We start from the raw sequence: 17070 nt of genomic DNA, 5'->3' as shown, positions 1-17070 counted from the left end.
TCAGTGGTGAGCGACCAGCCCCCTCGTGACGGATCTAACGCACAGCGACTGCTGCTTCTGGACGGCCATTCGCTGGCATATCGCGCGTTCTTCGCGCTGCCGGTGGAGAACTTCTCGACCACCACCGGCCAGGTGACCAACGCGGTGTTCGGCTTCACCTCGATGCTGATCAACGTGCTGCGCGACGAGGACCCGACGCACATCGGGGTGGCCTTCGACCTGGCGCGCAAGTCGTTCCGCACCGAGCAGTACGCGGAATACAAGGCCAACCGCAGCGAGACGCCGAGCGACTTCAAGGGGCAGGTGAGCCTGATCCAGGAGGTCCTGGACGCGCTCAAGATTCCTTACATCACGCTGGAGAACTACGAGGCCGACGACATCCTCGCCACGCTCACCACGCAGGCCGAGGCCGAGGGCATGCAGGTGCTGGTCTGCAGCGGCGACCGCGACACCTTCCAGCTGGTCACCGACAACGTCACGGTGCTCTATCCACGTAAGGGCGTGTCCGACCTGGGCCGGATGACGCCGGCCGCGGTGACCGAGAAATACGGCATCGCCCCCGGTCAGTATCCGGATCTGGCCGCCATCGTCGGCGAGAGCAGCGACAACCTGCCGGGCGTGCCTGGCGTCGGCCCGGGTTTCGCGTCCAAGTGGATCCAGCAGTACGGCTCGCTGGACGGCGTCGTGCAGCACGCCGACCAGATCAAAGGCAAGAAGGGTGAGGCGCTGCGCGAGCACCTCGCCGACGTGATCCGCAACCGGCAGATCAACGGCCTGATCCGCGATCTGAGCCTGCCGATCGGCATCCCGGAGCTGGTCCGGCGCAACTGGGACCGCGACGCCGTGCACCGGCTGTTCGACTCGCTCGAGTTCACCGTGCTGCGCAACCGGCTGTACGAATACCTCGAGGCCGCCGAGCCGGAGGCCGAGTCCGGCTTCGAGCTGGACATGCGCCGGCCAGGCCCCGGCGAGCTGGCCGGCTGGCTGCGGGAGCACGCGTCCGGGTCCGAGCCGATCGGCGTCGCGCTGGCCGGTTCGTGGAGCCGCGGCACCGGTGAGGTCACCGCGATCGCGCTGTCCACGTTGTCCGGCGCGACCGGCGGCCACGCGGCCTGGATCGACCCGGCGAGCCTCGACCTCGATGACGAGCAGGTGCTGGCCGGCTGGCTCGCCGACCCCACCCGGCCGAAGGTGCTGCACGACGTGAAGGGGCCGATCCTGGCCTTGGCCGCGCGCGGCCTGACGCTGGACGGCGTCGTCTCCGACACCGCGCTCGCCGCGTACCTGATCCGACCCGACCAGCGCTCGTACGACCTCGCCGACCTGGTACTGCGCCAGCTCAAGCGCGAGCTGCGTACGGAAGAGCCGGACACCGGCCAGCTGTCCTTCGACGACGCGGAGAGCGATAACGCGGCGGAGGCGCTGATGCTGCGCGCCGCCGCGACCGTCGACCTCAACGAGGCGTTGAGCGGTGAGCTGACCGCCAGCAACGGCACCGAGCTGCTGGCTGACGTCGAGCTGCCGCTGATCGGCGTGCTGGCGCGGATGGAACAGGCCGGCATCGCCGCCGACACCGACTATCTGGCCGAGCTGCAGGCGCAGTTCGCGGCCGGTGTCAAGGAGGCCGCGGAGTCCGCGTACGGTGTGCTCGGCCGCGAGTTCAACCTCGGCTCGCCCAAACAGCTGCAGGCGATCCTGTTCGACGAGCTGCAGCTGCCCAAGACCAAGCGGATCAAGACCGGCTACACCACCGACGCCGACGCGCTGCAGGGCCTGTACGCGCAGACCGAGCATCCACTGCTCATGCACCTGCTGCGGCACCGCGACGTGGCCCGGCTCAAGTCCACAGTGGATGGTCTGATCAAAACGGTCTCCGACGACGGCCGCATCCACACCACGTACAACCAGATGATCGCCGCCACCGGCCGGCTGTCCTCCAACGACCCCAACCTGCAGAACATCCCGATCCGCACCGACGAGGGCCGGCTGATCCGCCGCGCGTTCGTGGTGGGCAAGGGCTTCGAGACGCTGCTGACCGCCGACTACAGCCAGATCGAGATGCGGATCATGGCGCACTTGTCCGAGGACGAGAAGCTGATCGAGGCGTTCAACTCCGGCTTCGACTTCCACGCGGCGACCGCGGCCACCGTGTTCGGCGTCGAGCCGGAGGCGGTCTCGCTGGAGCAGCGCGCCAAGATCAAGGCGATGAACTACGGCCTCGCCTACGGCCTGTCCGCGTACGGCCTGTCGCAGCAGCTGCGCATCTCCACCGAGGAGGCGCGCGGGTTGATGGACGGCTATTTCGAGCGCTTCGGCGGCGTACGCGACTATCTGCAGTCGCTGGTCACGCAGGCACGCCGCGACGGCTACACGGCGACCGTGCTCGGCCGCCGGCGTTACCTGCCGGACCTGATCAGCGACAACCGGCAGCGGCGCGAGATGGCCGAGCGGATGGCGCTCAACGCGCCGATCCAGGGGTCGGCCGCCGACGTCATCAAGCTGGCGATGCTCGGCGTCGACGAGGCACTGCGTACGTCCGGCCTGAAGTCGCGGCTGCTGCTGCAGGTGCACGACGAGCTCGTCTTCGAGGTCGCCGACGGTGAGCGCGAGGCGGTCGAGGAGCTGGCACGCCGCGAGATGGGTTCGGCCTATCAGCTGTCCGTGCCGCTCGACGTGTCGATCGGCGTCGGCTGCGACTGGAACGAGGCGGGCCACTAGTGCGGTTGCTGGCGTTGTCCGGCGAGCAGACCGTCGAGCGGTTCGGCAGCACCGGCCGGACGGCGTCGCCGCTGGTACGCGTGGACGGTTGTTCGGTGACCTCGTTGCGCGTCGAGCCCGGCGGCGTCATCGGTCGTCATCCGGCGACACAGCCGCAGTGCTGGTCGTCGTCGACGGCACATGACAGTGCTTTCCAGTGGAACGGTGACTAGCCGGTCGCGCGTGCGCGGATCAGCGACAGCAGCTCGTCGCGGACATCGGCTGTCGGCCGGGGATTGGCCGACAGCCGATTGTCCAGCGCCACCACCAAAGTCGAGCCGAACAGCGCGCTTGCCGCCAGGCCGGTGTCGCGCAGGTCGGGGGAGGCGACCCCGGCGCGTACGGCCTCGTCAAGGCCGTCCTGCAGCAGGCCGATGACCCGCGACCGTACGAGCCGCAGCGTCTCGTCCCACTGGCGCTTGGTCAGCCACATCTCGGCGACCAGCAACTGCGCGTATCCGTGGTAGTTGTCGACGAAGTCCAGCAACGTGCCGACCATCGCGGTCATCGCGTCGAGTGGCGCTTTTCCTTGCGCCGCAGCCGACATTGCCTCGGTGACCCGGTCGACGCCATACGTCAGCAGGGCTTCGATCAGGCCGGACTTGCTGCCGAAGTTGTAGAAAATCGTGCCCTTGGCGACACCGGCCGTCGCGGCGATCTCGTCGACGGACATCTCGACCGCACCGCGTTCGGCGATGAGTTTGAGCGTGGCCTGGAAAATCCGGCCGCGCGTCTCCAGCGACCGCGCGCTGCGACCGTCTTCTTTCGCGCTCATATCGCGATTTCCGGGTGCAGGCGGCTCAGCGACCAGGTCCGCTTGCGATATGCCGCGTACGTCGTGATCGCCAACGCTCCGACGCCGAATGCCAGCAGCACCAACGCATCGCGGACGATCGTGCCACCGCCGTCGCCGGCGATCAGGTGCCGCAGCGCGTCCACGACGTACGACATCGGCAGCAGCGGATGCAGGAAGCGCAGCACCGGCGGCGTCGTCTGCCACGGATACGTGCCGCCGGCGCTGACCAGCTGCACCATCAGCGCGACCAGGCCGAGCAGCCGCCCGGGCGTGCCGAAGGTCGCCAGGAACATCTGGACCAGGGCGGTGAACACCAACGCAGTCAACACCAGGAAGGCAACCATGCCGAGCGGATTGCCGACCTGCAGGCCAAGTCCGAAAACCACGACCGCGATCAGCAGCAGGCCTTGCAGCGCGCCGATCGCCGCCGCCGGGAGCCAGCCCGCGAGCGCGGTCGAGAAGGCCGGCGTACGTGCCGCGAGAGCGCGCTCGGACAGCGGCCGCAGCAGCATGTAGAGCACGACCGCGCCGACCCAGAGGGCCAGCGGCAGGAAGTACGGCGCGAAACCGGTGCCGTAGTTGGGGACCTTGTTGTCCGCGACGGTGTGTACGGCCACCGGGTCGCCCATGGTGCCGGCCTGCTGGTTGCGCGTGGCCGCGTCCGGATGCGGGATCTGGTCGGCGCCGCCGCTCAGCTTGCTCGACAACGTGTGCGCGCCGGTCGCCAGCTTCGACGCGCCGGTGTGTGCCTGCTGGAGACCGCTGGACAGCTGCCCGGCGCCGGAGTCGAGCTGTGCGGCACCAGTGGCCGCTTTGTGGATGCCGTTGTGCAGTGCCGGCGCCGCGGCGGCGAGTTTTGCGTTGCCAGCGGCCACTTGTGCGGCTCCGGCGGACAGCTGGTCGAGCTGTGCGGCTTTGCCGGAGACGACGGTCGAGGCCGATGACAGCCGGCCGGTCGCTTTGTCGTACGACGCCATGATCTCGGTGATCTGCGCGTCCGTGAGGCCGTCCTGCCGCAGCCGCTGTACGACCGAGGACCGGTCGGTTTTGAGCGTACTGACGGCGTTGCCGAGCGCGGTGTTGGCCTGGTCGCCGATGGCCGCGATCTGCTTGTCACCGGCGGCGACCTTGGCCGATCCGGCGGCGAGTTTCTGTGTCGCGGAAGGAAGATCCGCTGTCGAGGTGTCCAGCTGGTCGAGGCCGCTGGAGAGCTGCCCGGTGCCGCTGCTCAGCTGGCCGGCGCCGCTGGCGAGCGTGCCGAGGCCCGCGGTCAGCTGGTCGGCACCGCCGGCGAGCTGGTTGCTGCCGGAGGCGGCCTGCAGCGTCGAGGCGTGCAGCTGGGTGAAGCCGATCAGCATCGTGTCCGCGTACTTGGCGCCGGCCTGCGCGGCGACCGCGGTGCGCACCTCGCTGAACACCGCCTTGCCGATCGTGCCGGCGAGATAGTTGTTGGCGTCGTTGGTGGTCACCTGCAGCTGTGCCTGCTGCGGATCGTCGCCGGCCGGCGAGGCGAGCTGCTCGGAGAAGTTGGCCGGGATCGTGAGCGACAGGTAGTAACTGCCGTCGGCGACGCCTTTGGACGCGTCCGCGGCGGTGGTGACCTGCCAGCCAAAGGCCGACTTCGACGCGGTGAGCCGCTTGGCCAGGTCCTGGCCGGCGTTGGTGTGCCGGCCGTCGACGGTCGTGCCTTTGTCGGCGACCACGAGCGCGGCCGGCGCGTTGGGCAGCCGGCCGTACGGGTCCCAGAAGGCGTAGAGATAGAGCGCGCCATAGAGCAGTGGCAGCAGCAGCACCGCTACCATTGCGAGCTTTGGCATTTTCCCAGTGGTAAACCGGCGAAGCTCGGTGCCGGCGAGCCGAAGCGTACGCATGTCTCCTCAGATCCGGATCGTGTCGACAGGTGCGTCGGCATGTGTGTTCACCGCGATCGCGACACCTTGGTCTGCGATAGCGCGCATCGCGTCCCAGTCGTTGGCGCTGCGCGGCGCGTCGACGACAACCGCCGCGACGCCTGGCGTACTCGCCGCGATGCGGGTCAGCAGCGGGATGAGCCGCTCGGTCGCGGTGGCGTCGGTGCGCGCGTCGCCGTCGAGGCCGTCGAGCCAGCGGCGCACGTCGTCGCGGTGCGCCGGCCGGCCGGTGAGGTGCAGTGCTTCGGCAACCGTGACGGACAGCGGCAGCGACGGCTCGGGACCAAACGGCGCCTGGTCGCTGACGAGGCGGACCGCCTTGGCGAGCGCACGCTGGTCGGCACGGCCGTCGATGCGTACGGCGCCTTCGGTCGGCCTCATCCGGCCGGCCAGCACCAGGCTCAGCACGGTGTGGCCGGACCCCGGCGGACCGCTCAGCGCGACCACGTCTCCGCTGGTCAGCGTGACGGTGACCGGCGCGAGCGCGGTGCCACGCCTGGTCCGTACGGCCACGCCGTCCGCCTGGATCTCCATCGACCCGCCTCCGCTACTATTTGAACTGACCAGCCAGTACAAATTTATCCCGCCACCTGCCCGCGCTCAACCTTGCGTGGCCGTGATGTCCCTCTCGCCGGTGCCCGAATGTCTCCAGTTATGACAAACCCGCAGCTCAGCCACCATTCGACGACGCAATCGGAACCCGATTGCGTCGTCGGACGTCAGCGCTTGTCGCAGACGAAGATGGCCGTACCAGGGAAGATGTGGCCGCGCAATGGACTCCACTGGCCCCACAGTCGCACGTGACCCTCCGGCCACTCCGGTTCGATCAGGTCGGTCAGCGCGAAACCGGCGGCGACCAGCTCGCGCAGCCGGTCGCCGAGCGTCCGGTGGTGCTCGGCGTAGGTTGCTGCGCCCGCCTCGTCCACCTCCACGTACGGCGTGCGGTCGAAGTACGACGTCTGCGCGACCAGGCCGGCCTCGCCGGGATCGTCGGGGAAGACCCAGCGCATCGGATGCGTCACCGAGAAAACCCATCGGCCACCCGGCTTGAGGACGCGGGAGACCTCGGCCATCAGCCGGTCGGAGTCGGCGACGAACGGCACCGCGCCGAACGCCGAGCAGGCCAGATCGAAGCTGGCGTCGGCGAAGGGGAGTGCGGTCGCGGTGGCCTGCACCAGCGGTGGTCGTACGCCGGTCGCGTCGGCGATCTTTCGCGCGTGCCGGAGCATTCCGGCGGACAGGTCCATGCCGACCGCGTGCGCGCCTTGCGTGGTGAGCCAGCGCGCGCAGTGTGCGGCGCCGCATCCGACCTCCAGCACGCGTTTGCCGGCGACCGGTCCGAGCAGCCGCACGTCGGCCTCGTCGAGGCCTTCCGGACACCAGACGAACCGTACGTCGCCGAGAAAGTCGCCGTGCTCGGCTTGGTAGTCGTCCGCGTCGGCGTCCCACCAGCGGCGGTTGGCGGTGACACTCTCGGCCGCCGAAATGTCGGCGTGCGCGACGCCGACGGTGCCAAGCTGGACGGTGGCCGACACGTGCGGTTCGGTCATACGCTGGATCCTACGGCGACCGTCGCGAGCGGTGTGAATGCCGTTCGCGGAAACGGGATTTCCGTTATGTCCGCCGGAGTCCGGCCGAAGGGCGGGGCTCGTTGGACCACCTCAGCGGGGGACGGTACGCTCGAGCGTACGCCGTGGATTCTGTGTGCCTCAGCAGGGAGCAGGTCCACGCCTGACGGTTCGCCCGCGTTCCGCTGGGACGGCCCGGTTGGTCTTCCACCCGTCAAACGGTGGCAGGGATCCGGAAAGTTCCCCCGCTCGCAGTCCGTTCCGCCGGAAGTATTCGCGGCGTAGGAACCAACACCATAAACCACCCACCGGAGCAACCCCCCAGATGACGAGCAGCACCGAGGCACCCCCGACCACTCCGCAGGTAGCGGTCAACGACATCGGGTCGGAGGAGGCGTTCCTCGCCGCCATCGACGAGACCATCAAGTACTTCAACGACGGAGACATCGTCGAAGGCACCATCGTCAAGGTTGACCGGGACGAAGTGCTGCTGGACATCGGCTACAAGACCGAAGGCGTCATCCCGTCCCGCGAGCTGTCGATCAAGCACGACGTCGACCCGTCCGAGGTCGTCTCGGTCGGCGATCACGTCGAGGCCCTCGTTCTCCAGAAGGAGGACAAGGAAGGCCGGCTCATCCTGTCCAAGAAGCGCGCGCAGTACGAGCGTGCCTGGGGCACGATCGAGCAGATCAAGGAGGCCGACGGTGTGGTCACCGGCACGGTCATCGAGGTCGTCAAGGGCGGCCTGATCCTGGACATCGGTCTGCGCGGCTTCCTGCCGGCGTCGCTGGTCGAGATGCGCCGGGTCCGCGACCTGCAGCCGTACGTCGGCCGCGAACTCGAGGCCAAGATCATCGAGCTGGACAAGAACCGCAACAACGTGGTGCTGTCCCGCCGCCAGTGGCTGGAGCAGACCCAGTCCGAGGTGCGCAGCGAGTTCCTCAACAAGCTCGCCAAGGGCCAGGTCCGCAAGGGTGTGGTCTCCAGCATCGTCAACTTCGGCGCGTTCGTGGACCTCGGCGGTGTCGACGGTCTGGTGCACGTCTCCGAGCTGTCCTGGAAGCACATCGACCACCCGTCGGAGGTCGTCGAGGTCGGCCAGGAGGTGGAGGTCGAGGTCCTCGACGTCGACCTCGACCGCGAGCGCGTCTCGCTGTCGCTGAAGGCGACCCAGGAAGACCCGTGGCGCCAGTTCGCGCGTACGCACGCGATCGCGCAGGTCGTCCCCGGCCGGGTCACCAAGCTGGTGCCGTTCGGCGCGTTCGTCCGGGTGGACGAGGGCATCGAGGGTCTGGTGCACATCTCCGAGCTGGCCGAGCGCCACGTGGAGATCCCGGAGCAGGTCGTCAACGTCGGCGACGAGATCCTGGTCAAGGTCATCGACATCGACCTGGAGCGCCGGCGGATCTCGCTGTCGCTGAAGCAGGCCAACGAGGGCGGCCCGGTCGAGGCGGCCGAGTTCGACCCGACGCAGTACGGCATGGCCGCGCAGTACGACGAGGCCGGCAACTACATCTACCCGGAGGGCTTCGACCCGGAGACCAACGACTGGCTCGAGGGTTACGACAAGCAGCGGGAAGAGTGGGAGCGGCAGTACGCCGAGGCGCAGGCCCGGTTCGACGCGCACCAGAAGCAGATCGCGGCGGCGCAGAAGGCCGACGCGGAGGCCGGTGCCGGCGGCAGCGGTGGCGGTGGCGGCAGCGCGCCGTCGTCGTACTCGTCCGACTCCGACCAGTCCAGCGGCGGCACCCTGGCCACCGACGAGGCGCTGGCCGCTCTGCGCGCCAAGCTCTCCGGCGGCAACTAGGCACCATCCGAGGAGGTCCCCTGAGCATTGCGCTCAGGGGACCTTCCCCTTTTGTCGCAACGCCCCTTTCCGTGCAGTAGACGCATGGAAAGGGGCGTTCCGACAACGCTGCTCGCCGGAAGTGTCAGAGCGCGGTGGAAGCATCGGTTTCGGGGGGTCCAAGAATCAGGGCGGCGGCGAGGCGGTTCCATTCGGCGGCTGTCAGCGCGGCGACCGGAGTCGGCGGGTCGATGCCGGTCGACGTGAGCAACCGATGCGCCCGTTTGCGGGGATGGATCTCGCCGAGCGCGGCGGCCACGGGTCGTTGCGGCGCCGCGAAACCGCGGCGGATGAGCGTACGCATCGGCGGCGTCAACCGGACCGTACGCCGGATCACCAGATGAGCGGCGTCGACCCGTGGCGCCGGTGAGAAGCTGGCCGCTGGTACGCGCCGGCCGATGCTGATCGAGTAGGCGGCGACCCAGGCGGCGGCCTCGGCCGTACGCGGCGTCGACCGTGCCAGCCGACCGCCGAATCCCCACTCCACCAGCAAATCCGCCGCCGTCATCGTGCTGGACGGATGCAGCAGCCGCCGTACGAGCGCGGTCGACACGGCGAACGGCACGTTGGCGACAACGGCATACGAGCGGCGGGGGAGCGGCACCGTACGCAGGTCGGCGCGTACGACGGTGACGCCGCCAAACCGTCGCTCCAACCGCCGCGCGAACGACGGGTCGCGCTCGATGGCCAGGATTTTGGCGCCGGTACGGGAAAGTGGCGCGGTCAGCGCGCCCTGGCCGGGACCGAACTCGACGACCAGGTCGCCGGGTTTGGGCGCGGCCGAGCGAAGCAACGCGCGGATCGTCCGCTGGTCGGTCAGGAAGTGGACGCCAGCGGAGGTGTTGGGCAACCGGGACACGTGTGTCCTCCAGTGAGTACGTCGGGAAAGACGAAAGCCACATCCGAGCGGCGGACGTGGCAACCGACGACGTACTCACTGAGCGGCTCGGACAGGCCGTCAGGAGATCAGGAAAGCGTCGCCGGTCTCACCGGACGCGCAGCCGCATGAACGCGGTCGCGCCGCAGTTGGGGGAACCCATGTGCACGACGGTACCGTGACCACCGGTGCGGTCGCCAACCGATATCAGTCGCTCACGTCCCAGAAATGGCAACGACTTTTGTCGGACTCGGCGTACGCGACAGATCGTGGTGCCATGACGACAACGACAAGACAGGAGGCCGCTGGCCGAGCCTCGCGGCGGTTGCCATTCGGCGTCTATCTGCTCGCGTTCAGCCTGTTCGCGATGGGAAGTGCGGAGTTTCTGCTCGCCGGCGTGCTGCCGGCGGTCGCGGCCGACCTGCGGATCACCCTGGCGTCCGCTGGCGCACTGTTCTCGGCCTTCGCCGTCGCCGTGGTGATCGGCGGTCCACCGCTCGCCGTGCTGACGCTGCGCTGGCCGAGGCGTACGACCCTGGTGGCGACGCAGGCGGTGTTCGCCGTGTCGGTGGCCGTCGGCCTGTTGACCGACAGCTATCCGATCCTGCTCGCTACCCGCTTTTTGTGCGGCCTGGCCTACGCCGGTTACTGGGCCGTCGCGGCGGTCACCGCGATCAGCCTGGTCAGCAGCGACCGTACGGCGCGCGCCTCCGGCGTCGTGGTCAGCGGACTCAGCCTGGCGATGATCGTCGGTGGGCCGGCCGGCGCGTTTCTCAGTTACTTCACCGGCTGGCGCGGCGGTTTCTGGGCCGTTGTGGTGCTGACCATCGTCGGCGCGGTGCTGATGCTGGTGATGCTGCCGGCGACCGACACGCGCGAGCAGCCGCGCGTACGCGACGAACTGCGCACCATGCGCCGGCCTCAGCTGTGGCTGATCTTCGCGGCCACGCTGCTCAGCACCGCCGCGTACATGGTCACCTTCAACTACCTCGCGGCCTTCCTGACCGCGGTCACCGGCATCGCGGCGGTGTGGGTCCCGGCGATCCTCACGCTCTTCGGTGTCGGTGCCTTCGCCGGACTGTGGATCGGCGGCCGGATCTCCGACCGCCGGCCGACGCGGGCGCTGCTCGGCGGCGCCGCCGGAATTCTCGGCTGCTCCGTCCTGCTCGCCGTGCTGGCGCAACAGGCCGTGGCCGTCGTCGTGCTGGTGCTGCTGCTCGGCGTCGCCGGTTTCGTACTCAATCCGGCGATCTACGGTCGCGTGTTCACGATCGCCGCGGCGGCGCCGACGCTGGCCGGAGCCACTACGGTCTCGGCGTTCCAACTGGGCATCAGCCTGGTGCCGGTGTTCGCCGGTGCCGCGCTCAACACCGGCGCGTCGGTGGTCTCGGTCGCCTGGATTGGCGCCGGCCTGGCTGCGGCGACGCTGCTGGTCATCGCGATTTCTACGGTGTCACAACGAGATCAGGCGTGAGATCGCCGATCTGAGCGGCGCCGATGAGGGTCATAGCGTGCGCCAGCTCGGCAGTGAGCTCGACGAGCAGCCGGCGTACACCGGCCTCGCCTTCGACGGTCAGCGCGTACAACACCGGCCGGCCGATGAAGACGGCGCGTGCGCCGAGCGCCAGTGCCGACACCGCGTGCTCGCCGCGCCGGATGCCGCCGTCGACGTAGACCTCGGCGCCGGTGCCGGCGAGCGCGTCGACGATCTCCGGCAGCGCGTACGCGCTGGACACCGAGCCGTCGAGCTGGCGGCCGCCGTGGTTGGAGACGACGATGCCGGCGGCGCCGGCCGACACGGCGTCGCGCGCGTCGTCACCGCGCAGCACCCCTTTGAGCACGATCGGCAGGCCGCTCACCTCGTGCAGCCAGCCGATGTCGTCCAGGCTCAGGTCGTCGGCGCGGGCCGGTGCACCGGGCTTGTGGTTGTCGCGGTCGGTGACCTTCCAGTTGGCCATCGTGTTGTCGGCTGGTACGACGTCCCAGACGTCCGGAATGTCGGTCGGCGGCAGCGCGCCGACGACCGGTACGTCCGCGGTCAGCGCCACGGCGCGAGCGCCGGCCTCGCGTGCGCGCTGCAGCATGTCGCGGCACCGGCCGCGATCTCGCAGCAGGTATGCCTGGACCCACCACGGCGTGCCGGTCTCGCCGATCCGCGCGAAAGGCACGCCGGTGTTGCTGGTGACCGCCATCAGCGAGCCGGCCTTGCCGACACCGGCCGCGGTGGCGGCCTCGCCGTCGGGGTCGCACTGGATCTGCAGGGACGACGGCGACACCAGGATCGGCGTACTGACCTCGGTGCCAAGCACGGTCGTCGCGGTCGACACCTGCGACACGTTGCGCAGCACATGCGGCCGCAGCCGGAGCCGGTCCCAGGCCGCGGTCGCCTCGGCGACGCTGCGTTCGGCGGAGGCGCCGCGGCGGAAATACTGGTAGACGGACGGGTTCAGCCGAGTGGCCGCCAGCTCAGGCAGTTGGTCGATCCAGCGCATGACCCTCATCTTGCACAAACATCCGACGAACCGGAGCAGCCGGATCAGGTCAGCGCGGCTGCCCGCTGCTCCAGGATCGCGTCGACGGTCTGGTCCGGAGTCAGCGTCGTGGTGTCGAGCCAGAGTCCGCGCCGGCTGGTCTCGGTGCGCAACATCTCGTCCATGGCAGCCGGCGTCCAGCCGTCGCCGTATCCGGTCTTGTCCCGCCGTGCGTCCCGGGCGGCCAGCGCACCGGCCGATGGCGCCAGGACGATGGCATAGCGGGGACGTGTCCGTACGGAGTCGACGAAGTCGTCGAAGGCTGGCCCGAGCGACACGTCCTGGACGACGACAATGAACCCGGCGGAGGCGTACTCGTCGGCGACCATGCCGGCCAGCCGATAGCGCAGCGCCAGCTGGCGGAGTGCCTCCGGGCCGGCGTCGGCGGTCATCTCGGCGCGGCCGGACACGACCATGCGCCGGAACACGTCGCCGCGTACATGGACACCGCGGTCGAAGCGGCGCGCCAGCAGGTCGGCGACGGTGGACTTCCCGGCGGCCATCGCACCGGTGATCAGGTAGACGCTCATCTCCGTCAGCTTGTCACGTCGGGTCCGATTGACACTTTGTCGACCATTACTGGCGCGTAACCGGTCAACAACCTCTCGATCGGACTCCGAATGGCGTGTCCGATTGGGAGGTCGCAGAGTGGAGTTGCAGGTCAGAGGGGCACAGAAGATCGCGATCGGATTCCGATTGCGTCGTCGGACGCGACAAGGCCGCTCGCGGTGGTGCGAGCGGCCTCCTGCCTACGACCCGGCGCGCTACCGTCCGAGGATGTCGGCGAGAGCCGTCGATCCGGTGACCAGCCATCCGCCGACGACCGCGGCGCCGGCCGCCGCGGCGGCGCCGACCACCAGCGCGGGACGGATCCGCCAGCGGGCGGACGCCGAGCCGTGCGGGTGCCGGGTCGTGGTGGGTTCGAGCCGGTCGCGGACCTCCGGAATCTCCCGGCAGTAGCGCAGACCGGGTTGGCCGAGCCGATGCCGGCCGACACGCTGCGCACTCATCCGAGCCTCCTGGTCGCGATCTGGACGTCTCGACCATAAGCCGACCGACGCCGTCCGCACGTCAGGCGCGCCGCGTGTCACCTGCGAAAATGCCGGCGACCACTGATCGATAACGGTGTGTTACGCAGCAGCTGGACCATGGATTGTCCAACACTCTGCGCGACATTGGTCGACAAATACGGCAAAAGGTCCGCAGGTCACGCGTGTCACTTCCGGATCACCAGCACCGACCGACCCCGGCGGGCCGTCGAGGTGATCACCGTCTGCGACACTCGATCCCGTGCTTCGCATCGGACTCACCGGCGGCATCGGCGCCGGCAAATCGGCGGTGTCCGGACGGCTCGCGGCGCGCGGCGCGGTGGTGATCGACGCCGACAAGCTGGCGCGCGAGGTGGTCGCGCCCGGCACGCCCGGGTTGGCGGCCATACGCGAGGCCTTCGGCGACGACGTGATAGCCGACGGCGCACTGGACCGGCCGGCTCTGGCGCGGATCGTCTTCGCCGACGAGGCCAGGCGCCGGCAGCTCAACGCGATCGTCCATCCGCTGGTCGGCGCGCGTACGGCCGAGCTGATGCATGCCGCCTGGCCGGAGGCGATCGTCGTGCACGACGTGCCGCTGCTGGTCGAGAACGGCCTCGCGCCGGCCTATCACCTCGTCGTCATCGTGCACGCGCCGGTGGACGTACGCATCGACCGCCTGCACCGCGACCGCGGCATGACCACCGACGAGGCGCGGGCCAGGATCGGCTCGCAGGCCACCGAGGAGCAGCGCCGAGCCGTCGCGGACGTCTGGCTGGACAACAGCGGATCCCTGGCAGAGCTGGAAAAGTCGGTCGACACGCTGTGGGACGACCGGCTGGTCCCGTACGAGGCCAACATCCGCGAGCGGCGTAACGCGTGGCGCAGCGGGCGCGCCGAGATCGTGCCGCACGACCCCACCTGGCCGGTGCAGGCCGAGCGCATCGCCAACCGTCTCCGGACCGCGCTCGGCGAGCGCGCGACGCGTGTCGACCACATCGGCTCGACCTCCGTGCCGGACCTGGCGGCGAAGGACATCCTCGACATGATGGTGTCCGTACGCTCCATCGAGGACGCCGACGCGATCGCCGACACGCTCAACGACGCCGGCTTTCCGCCCAACCCGCGGATCCGGTCCGACGAGCCGAAGCCGGCCGACCCCGATCCGGCGCACTGGGCCAAGCGCTATCACAACAACGCCGACCCCGGTCGCACGGTCAACCTGCACGTACGCGTCGAAGGCTGGCCAAACTGGCGCTATGCGCTGCTGTTCCGCGACTGGCTGCGCGCCGACGCGGGCGCTCGCGCCGACTACGAGCGACACAAGCTCGCGCTGGCCGCCGAGCATGGGTCATACGAGGCGTACGCCATCGCGAAGGAGCCGTGGTTCGACCGGGCGCTGCCGCTGGCCGAGGCCTGGTCGAAACAGGCCGGTTGGTCCGCATAGCCAGAGGTCCCTGGATCTTTGTTTGCCAGTTGTTTACGTTCAGGTCGCTGCCCGCTCATCGGTGCCGCATAGCTTGCTGACCGGTCGAGTCGCCTGAACAGGAGTCGTTGTGCCAGCTGAGCCCACAGATGCCGGACTTGTCCCGGACGTGACCATCGCCGATCCCGCTCCGGAGCCCACCGGCCTGCGCCGGCTGCTGCCGTTGCTGCCGAAGCGTACGCACGGTCGCAGCGAGATGACCTGCCTCTACCGCTGCGGCAACGCCTGCTTCCATCCGGTGCCGAACGAGTCGGACAACTCCTACTTCGCCGACGAGGTCTCTCGCCGCGACGTGTTCCGCGCCGGTGCGCTTGGCGCGATCGCCATCGGCGTCGGTGGTGCGATCGCCTCGAGCACTCCGGCCTCGGCAGCCGAGCAGACCGGCAGTGCGGTGATCCCGGAAGCGTACGCCGCGACCGGTGGAGGCAACGGCAAGCTGACCTTCTCGCCGATCCCGCCCAACACGCTCGACACCGTCGTGGTGCCGAACGGCTACGACCACGCCGTGATCATCAAATGGGGTGACGCGGTCGAGGCCGGTGCGCCGAAGTTCGACATCAACAGGCAGACGGCCGCCGCGCAGGCCAAGCAGTTCGGCTACAACAACGACTTCACCGCGGTGTTGCCGCTGGACCGGCACGACCGGCGTGGCCTGCTGGTGTGCAACCACGAGTACACCGACGAAAACCTGATGTTTCCCGGCTTCACCAAGCCGGAGAACCTGACGGTCGAGCAGCTGCGGATCTCGATGGCCGCGCACGGCCTGTCGGTGGTCGAGATCGAGCGGGTCGGCTCGACCGGCCAATGGCGGGTGGCCGGCAACGGCCGCGCGTACAACCGGCGGATCACCCTGATCGGCACGCCGTTCCAGCTGACCGGGCCGGCCGCCGGCAGCAAGCTGCTGCAGACCGCCGCCGACCGGACCGGCCGCAAGGTCATCGGTACGCAGAACAACTGCTCCGGCGGCGTGACGCCGTGGGGCACGGTGCTGTCCGGCGAGGAGAACTTCAACCAGTACTTCGTCGGCGGCGACGGCGCGCCGGAGTCGGTCAAGGCCGGGCTGAAGCGTTACGGCATCAGCACCGACACGCGCTATCCGGACGGCAACCGCCGCTGGGACCGCGCCGACGAGAGGTTCGACCTGGCCAGGCATCCCCACGAGGCACACCGGTTCGGCTGGGTCGTCGAGGTCGACCCGTACGACCGGCGCTCGACGCCGAGGAAGCACACCGCGCTCGGCCGGCTCAAGCACGAGGGCGCCAACGTCATCCTCACCAAGGACGGCCGCGCGGCCGTCTACACCGGCGACGACGAGCGGTTCGAATACCTCTACAAGTTCGTCTCCGACAAGAAGATGATCCCGGGTCAGTCGTCGTACGCGCGTAAGCACAACATGACGCTGCTGGAGTCCGGCACGTTGTACGTGGCGACCTTCGACTTCACCTCGGCGGGGGAGATCGACGGCTCCGGCAGGCTGCCGTCCGATGGTGGTTTCAACGGCACCGGCCGGTGGATCCCGCTGGTCAAGGACGGTCAGTCGATGGTGCCCGGTATGACCGTCGACGAGGTGCTGGTCTTCACCCGGCTGGCCGGCGACAAGGTCGGCGCGACCAAGCTGGACCGGCCGGAGGACGTCGAGCCCAACCCGGTCACCGGCAAGGTCTACGCGGCGCTGACCAACAACACCGACCGCGGCAAGGCCGGCAAGGCGGCGGCCGACGAGGTCAACCCGCGCAACCTCAACAAGCACGGCCACATCCTGGAGATCACCGCCGACGGCGGCGACCACGGGCGCGACACGTTCACCTGGACGCTGCCGATCGTCTGCGGCGACCCGAAGGATCCGGGGACGTACTTCGCCGGCTTCGACAAGACCAAGGTCTCGCCGATCTCCTGTCCGGACAACGTCGCGTTCGACAGGTACGGCAACCTGTGGATCGCCACCGATGGCAACGCGCTCGGCAGCAACGACGGCCTGTTCGCGGTGCCGCTGTCCGGTCCGGACCGCGGCCACCTGCGGCAGTTCCTGACCGTGCCGCACGCCGCGGAGACCTGCGGCCCGTTCATCTCGGCGGACAACCGTACGGTCTTCACCGCCGTACAGCATCCCGGCGAGGACAACGGCGCCTCGGTGGAGAAGCCGCTGTCGACCTGGCCGGACGGCGACCTCGGCAAGCCGGCGATCATCTGCACCTGGCGCCTCGACGGCCGCGAGGTCGGCGCCTAGGGTCTGTCTCCATGTTCCGGGGGATGAGAGTCGAGATCCAAACG

14 protein-coding genes are annotated in these 17070 nt (G+C 69.1%); 6 read left to right on the top strand and 8 right to left on the bottom strand.

Annotated features, from left to right (window positions below; all coding sequences use genetic code 11):
* The first annotated feature begins 6 nt into the window (after positions 1-6).
* Complete coding sequence (gene polA, locus GNX95_RS07995) at positions 7-2718, top strand: DNA polymerase I (RefSeq protein WP_163506477.1); 2712 nt, start codon at positions 7-9, stop codon at positions 2716-2718.
* Positions 2718-2930: a hypothetical protein gene (locus tag GNX95_RS07990; RefSeq protein WP_163506476.1), complete on the top strand. Its 213-nt coding sequence runs from the start codon at positions 2718-2720 to the stop codon at positions 2928-2930. The genes polA and GNX95_RS07990 overlap by 1 nt, the downstream gene beginning before the upstream one ends.
* On the opposite strand, the gene GNX95_RS07985 is transcribed toward GNX95_RS07990, so the two are convergent.
* The 4 genes from GNX95_RS07985 to GNX95_RS07970 all read right to left on the bottom strand — a co-directional run bounded on the left by GNX95_RS07985 (position 2927) and on the right by GNX95_RS07970 (position 7013).
* Positions 2927-3532 (bottom strand): TetR/AcrR family transcriptional regulator, encoded by a 606-nt coding sequence (locus tag GNX95_RS07985; protein ID WP_163506475.1) that lies wholly within the window; start codon positions 3530-3532, stop codon positions 2927-2929. The genes GNX95_RS07990 and GNX95_RS07985 overlap by 4 nt on opposite strands.
* A complete protein-coding gene (locus tag GNX95_RS07980; RefSeq protein ID WP_163506474.1) occupies positions 3529-5424 on the bottom strand; it encodes a YhgE/Pip domain-containing protein in 1896 nt (631 codons plus the stop codon). The genes GNX95_RS07985 and GNX95_RS07980 overlap by 4 nt, the downstream gene beginning before the upstream one ends.
* 6 nt (positions 5425-5430) lie before the next feature.
* Positions 5431-5997 (bottom strand): ATP-binding cassette domain-containing protein, encoded by a 567-nt coding sequence (locus GNX95_RS07975; protein WP_163506473.1) that lies wholly within the window; start codon positions 5995-5997, stop codon positions 5431-5433.
* 185 nt (positions 5998-6182) lie between these two features.
* On the bottom strand, positions 6183-7013 hold the full coding sequence (locus tag GNX95_RS07970; RefSeq protein WP_163506472.1) for a class I SAM-dependent methyltransferase: 831 nt from the start codon (positions 7011-7013) through the stop codon (positions 6183-6185).
* Between the two features lie 343 nt (positions 7014-7356).
* On the opposite strand from GNX95_RS07970, the gene rpsA reads away from it, so the two are divergent.
* A complete protein-coding gene (rpsA, locus tag GNX95_RS07965; protein ID WP_163506471.1) occupies positions 7357-8838 on the top strand; it encodes a 30S ribosomal protein S1 in 1482 nt (493 codons plus the stop codon).
* Positions 8839-8962: 124 nt separating this feature from the next.
* Here rpsA and GNX95_RS07960 read toward each other — a convergent pair whose 3' ends face one another.
* Positions 8963-9736: a ribosomal RNA small subunit methyltransferase A gene (locus GNX95_RS07960; protein ID WP_163506470.1), complete on the bottom strand. Its 774-nt coding sequence runs from the start codon at positions 9734-9736 to the stop codon at positions 8963-8965.
* 295 nt (positions 9737-10031) lie between these two features.
* On the opposite strand from GNX95_RS07960, the gene GNX95_RS07955 reads away from it, so the two are divergent.
* A complete protein-coding gene (locus GNX95_RS07955) occupies positions 10032-11228 on the top strand; it encodes an MFS transporter (RefSeq protein ID WP_163506469.1) in 1197 nt (398 codons plus the stop codon).
* On the opposite strand, the gene GNX95_RS07950 is transcribed toward GNX95_RS07955, so the two are convergent.
* The 3 genes from GNX95_RS07950 to GNX95_RS07940 form a co-directional block, all read right to left on the bottom strand.
* Positions 11200-12246, bottom strand: a complete 1047-nt coding sequence (locus GNX95_RS07950; RefSeq protein ID WP_163506468.1) for an alpha-hydroxy acid oxidase — start codon at positions 12244-12246, stop codon at positions 11200-11202. The two genes, GNX95_RS07955 and GNX95_RS07950, sit on opposite strands and share 29 nt — an antisense overlap.
* Positions 12247-12290: 44 nt before the next feature.
* Positions 12291-12815, bottom strand: coding sequence for an AAA family ATPase (locus GNX95_RS07945; protein ID WP_163506467.1), 525 nt, complete (start codon positions 12813-12815; stop codon positions 12291-12293).
* Positions 12816-13049: 234 nt separating this feature from the next.
* On the bottom strand, positions 13050-13295 hold the full coding sequence (locus GNX95_RS07940) for a hypothetical protein (protein ID WP_163506466.1): 246 nt from the start codon (positions 13293-13295) through the stop codon (positions 13050-13052).
* A gap of 280 nt (positions 13296-13575) precedes the next feature.
* Here GNX95_RS07940 and coaE point away from each other — a divergent pair, with 280 nt between their 5' ends.
* Positions 13576-14760: a dephospho-CoA kinase gene (gene coaE, locus GNX95_RS07935; protein WP_163506465.1), complete on the top strand. Its 1185-nt coding sequence runs from the start codon at positions 13576-13578 to the stop codon at positions 14758-14760.
* Between the two features lie 235 nt (positions 14761-14995).
* On the top strand, positions 14996-17026 hold the full coding sequence (locus GNX95_RS07930) for a PhoX family protein (RefSeq protein WP_163507918.1): 2031 nt from the start codon (positions 14996-14998) through the stop codon (positions 17024-17026).
* Positions 17027-17070: the final 44 nt, after the last annotated feature.

Source organism: Fodinicola acaciae (genome assembly GCF_010993745.1).
Lineage (GTDB): Bacteria > Actinomycetota > Actinomycetes > Mycobacteriales > HKI-0501 > Fodinicola > Fodinicola acaciae.
This window is presented reverse-complemented; position numbering and strand designations above follow the sequence as displayed.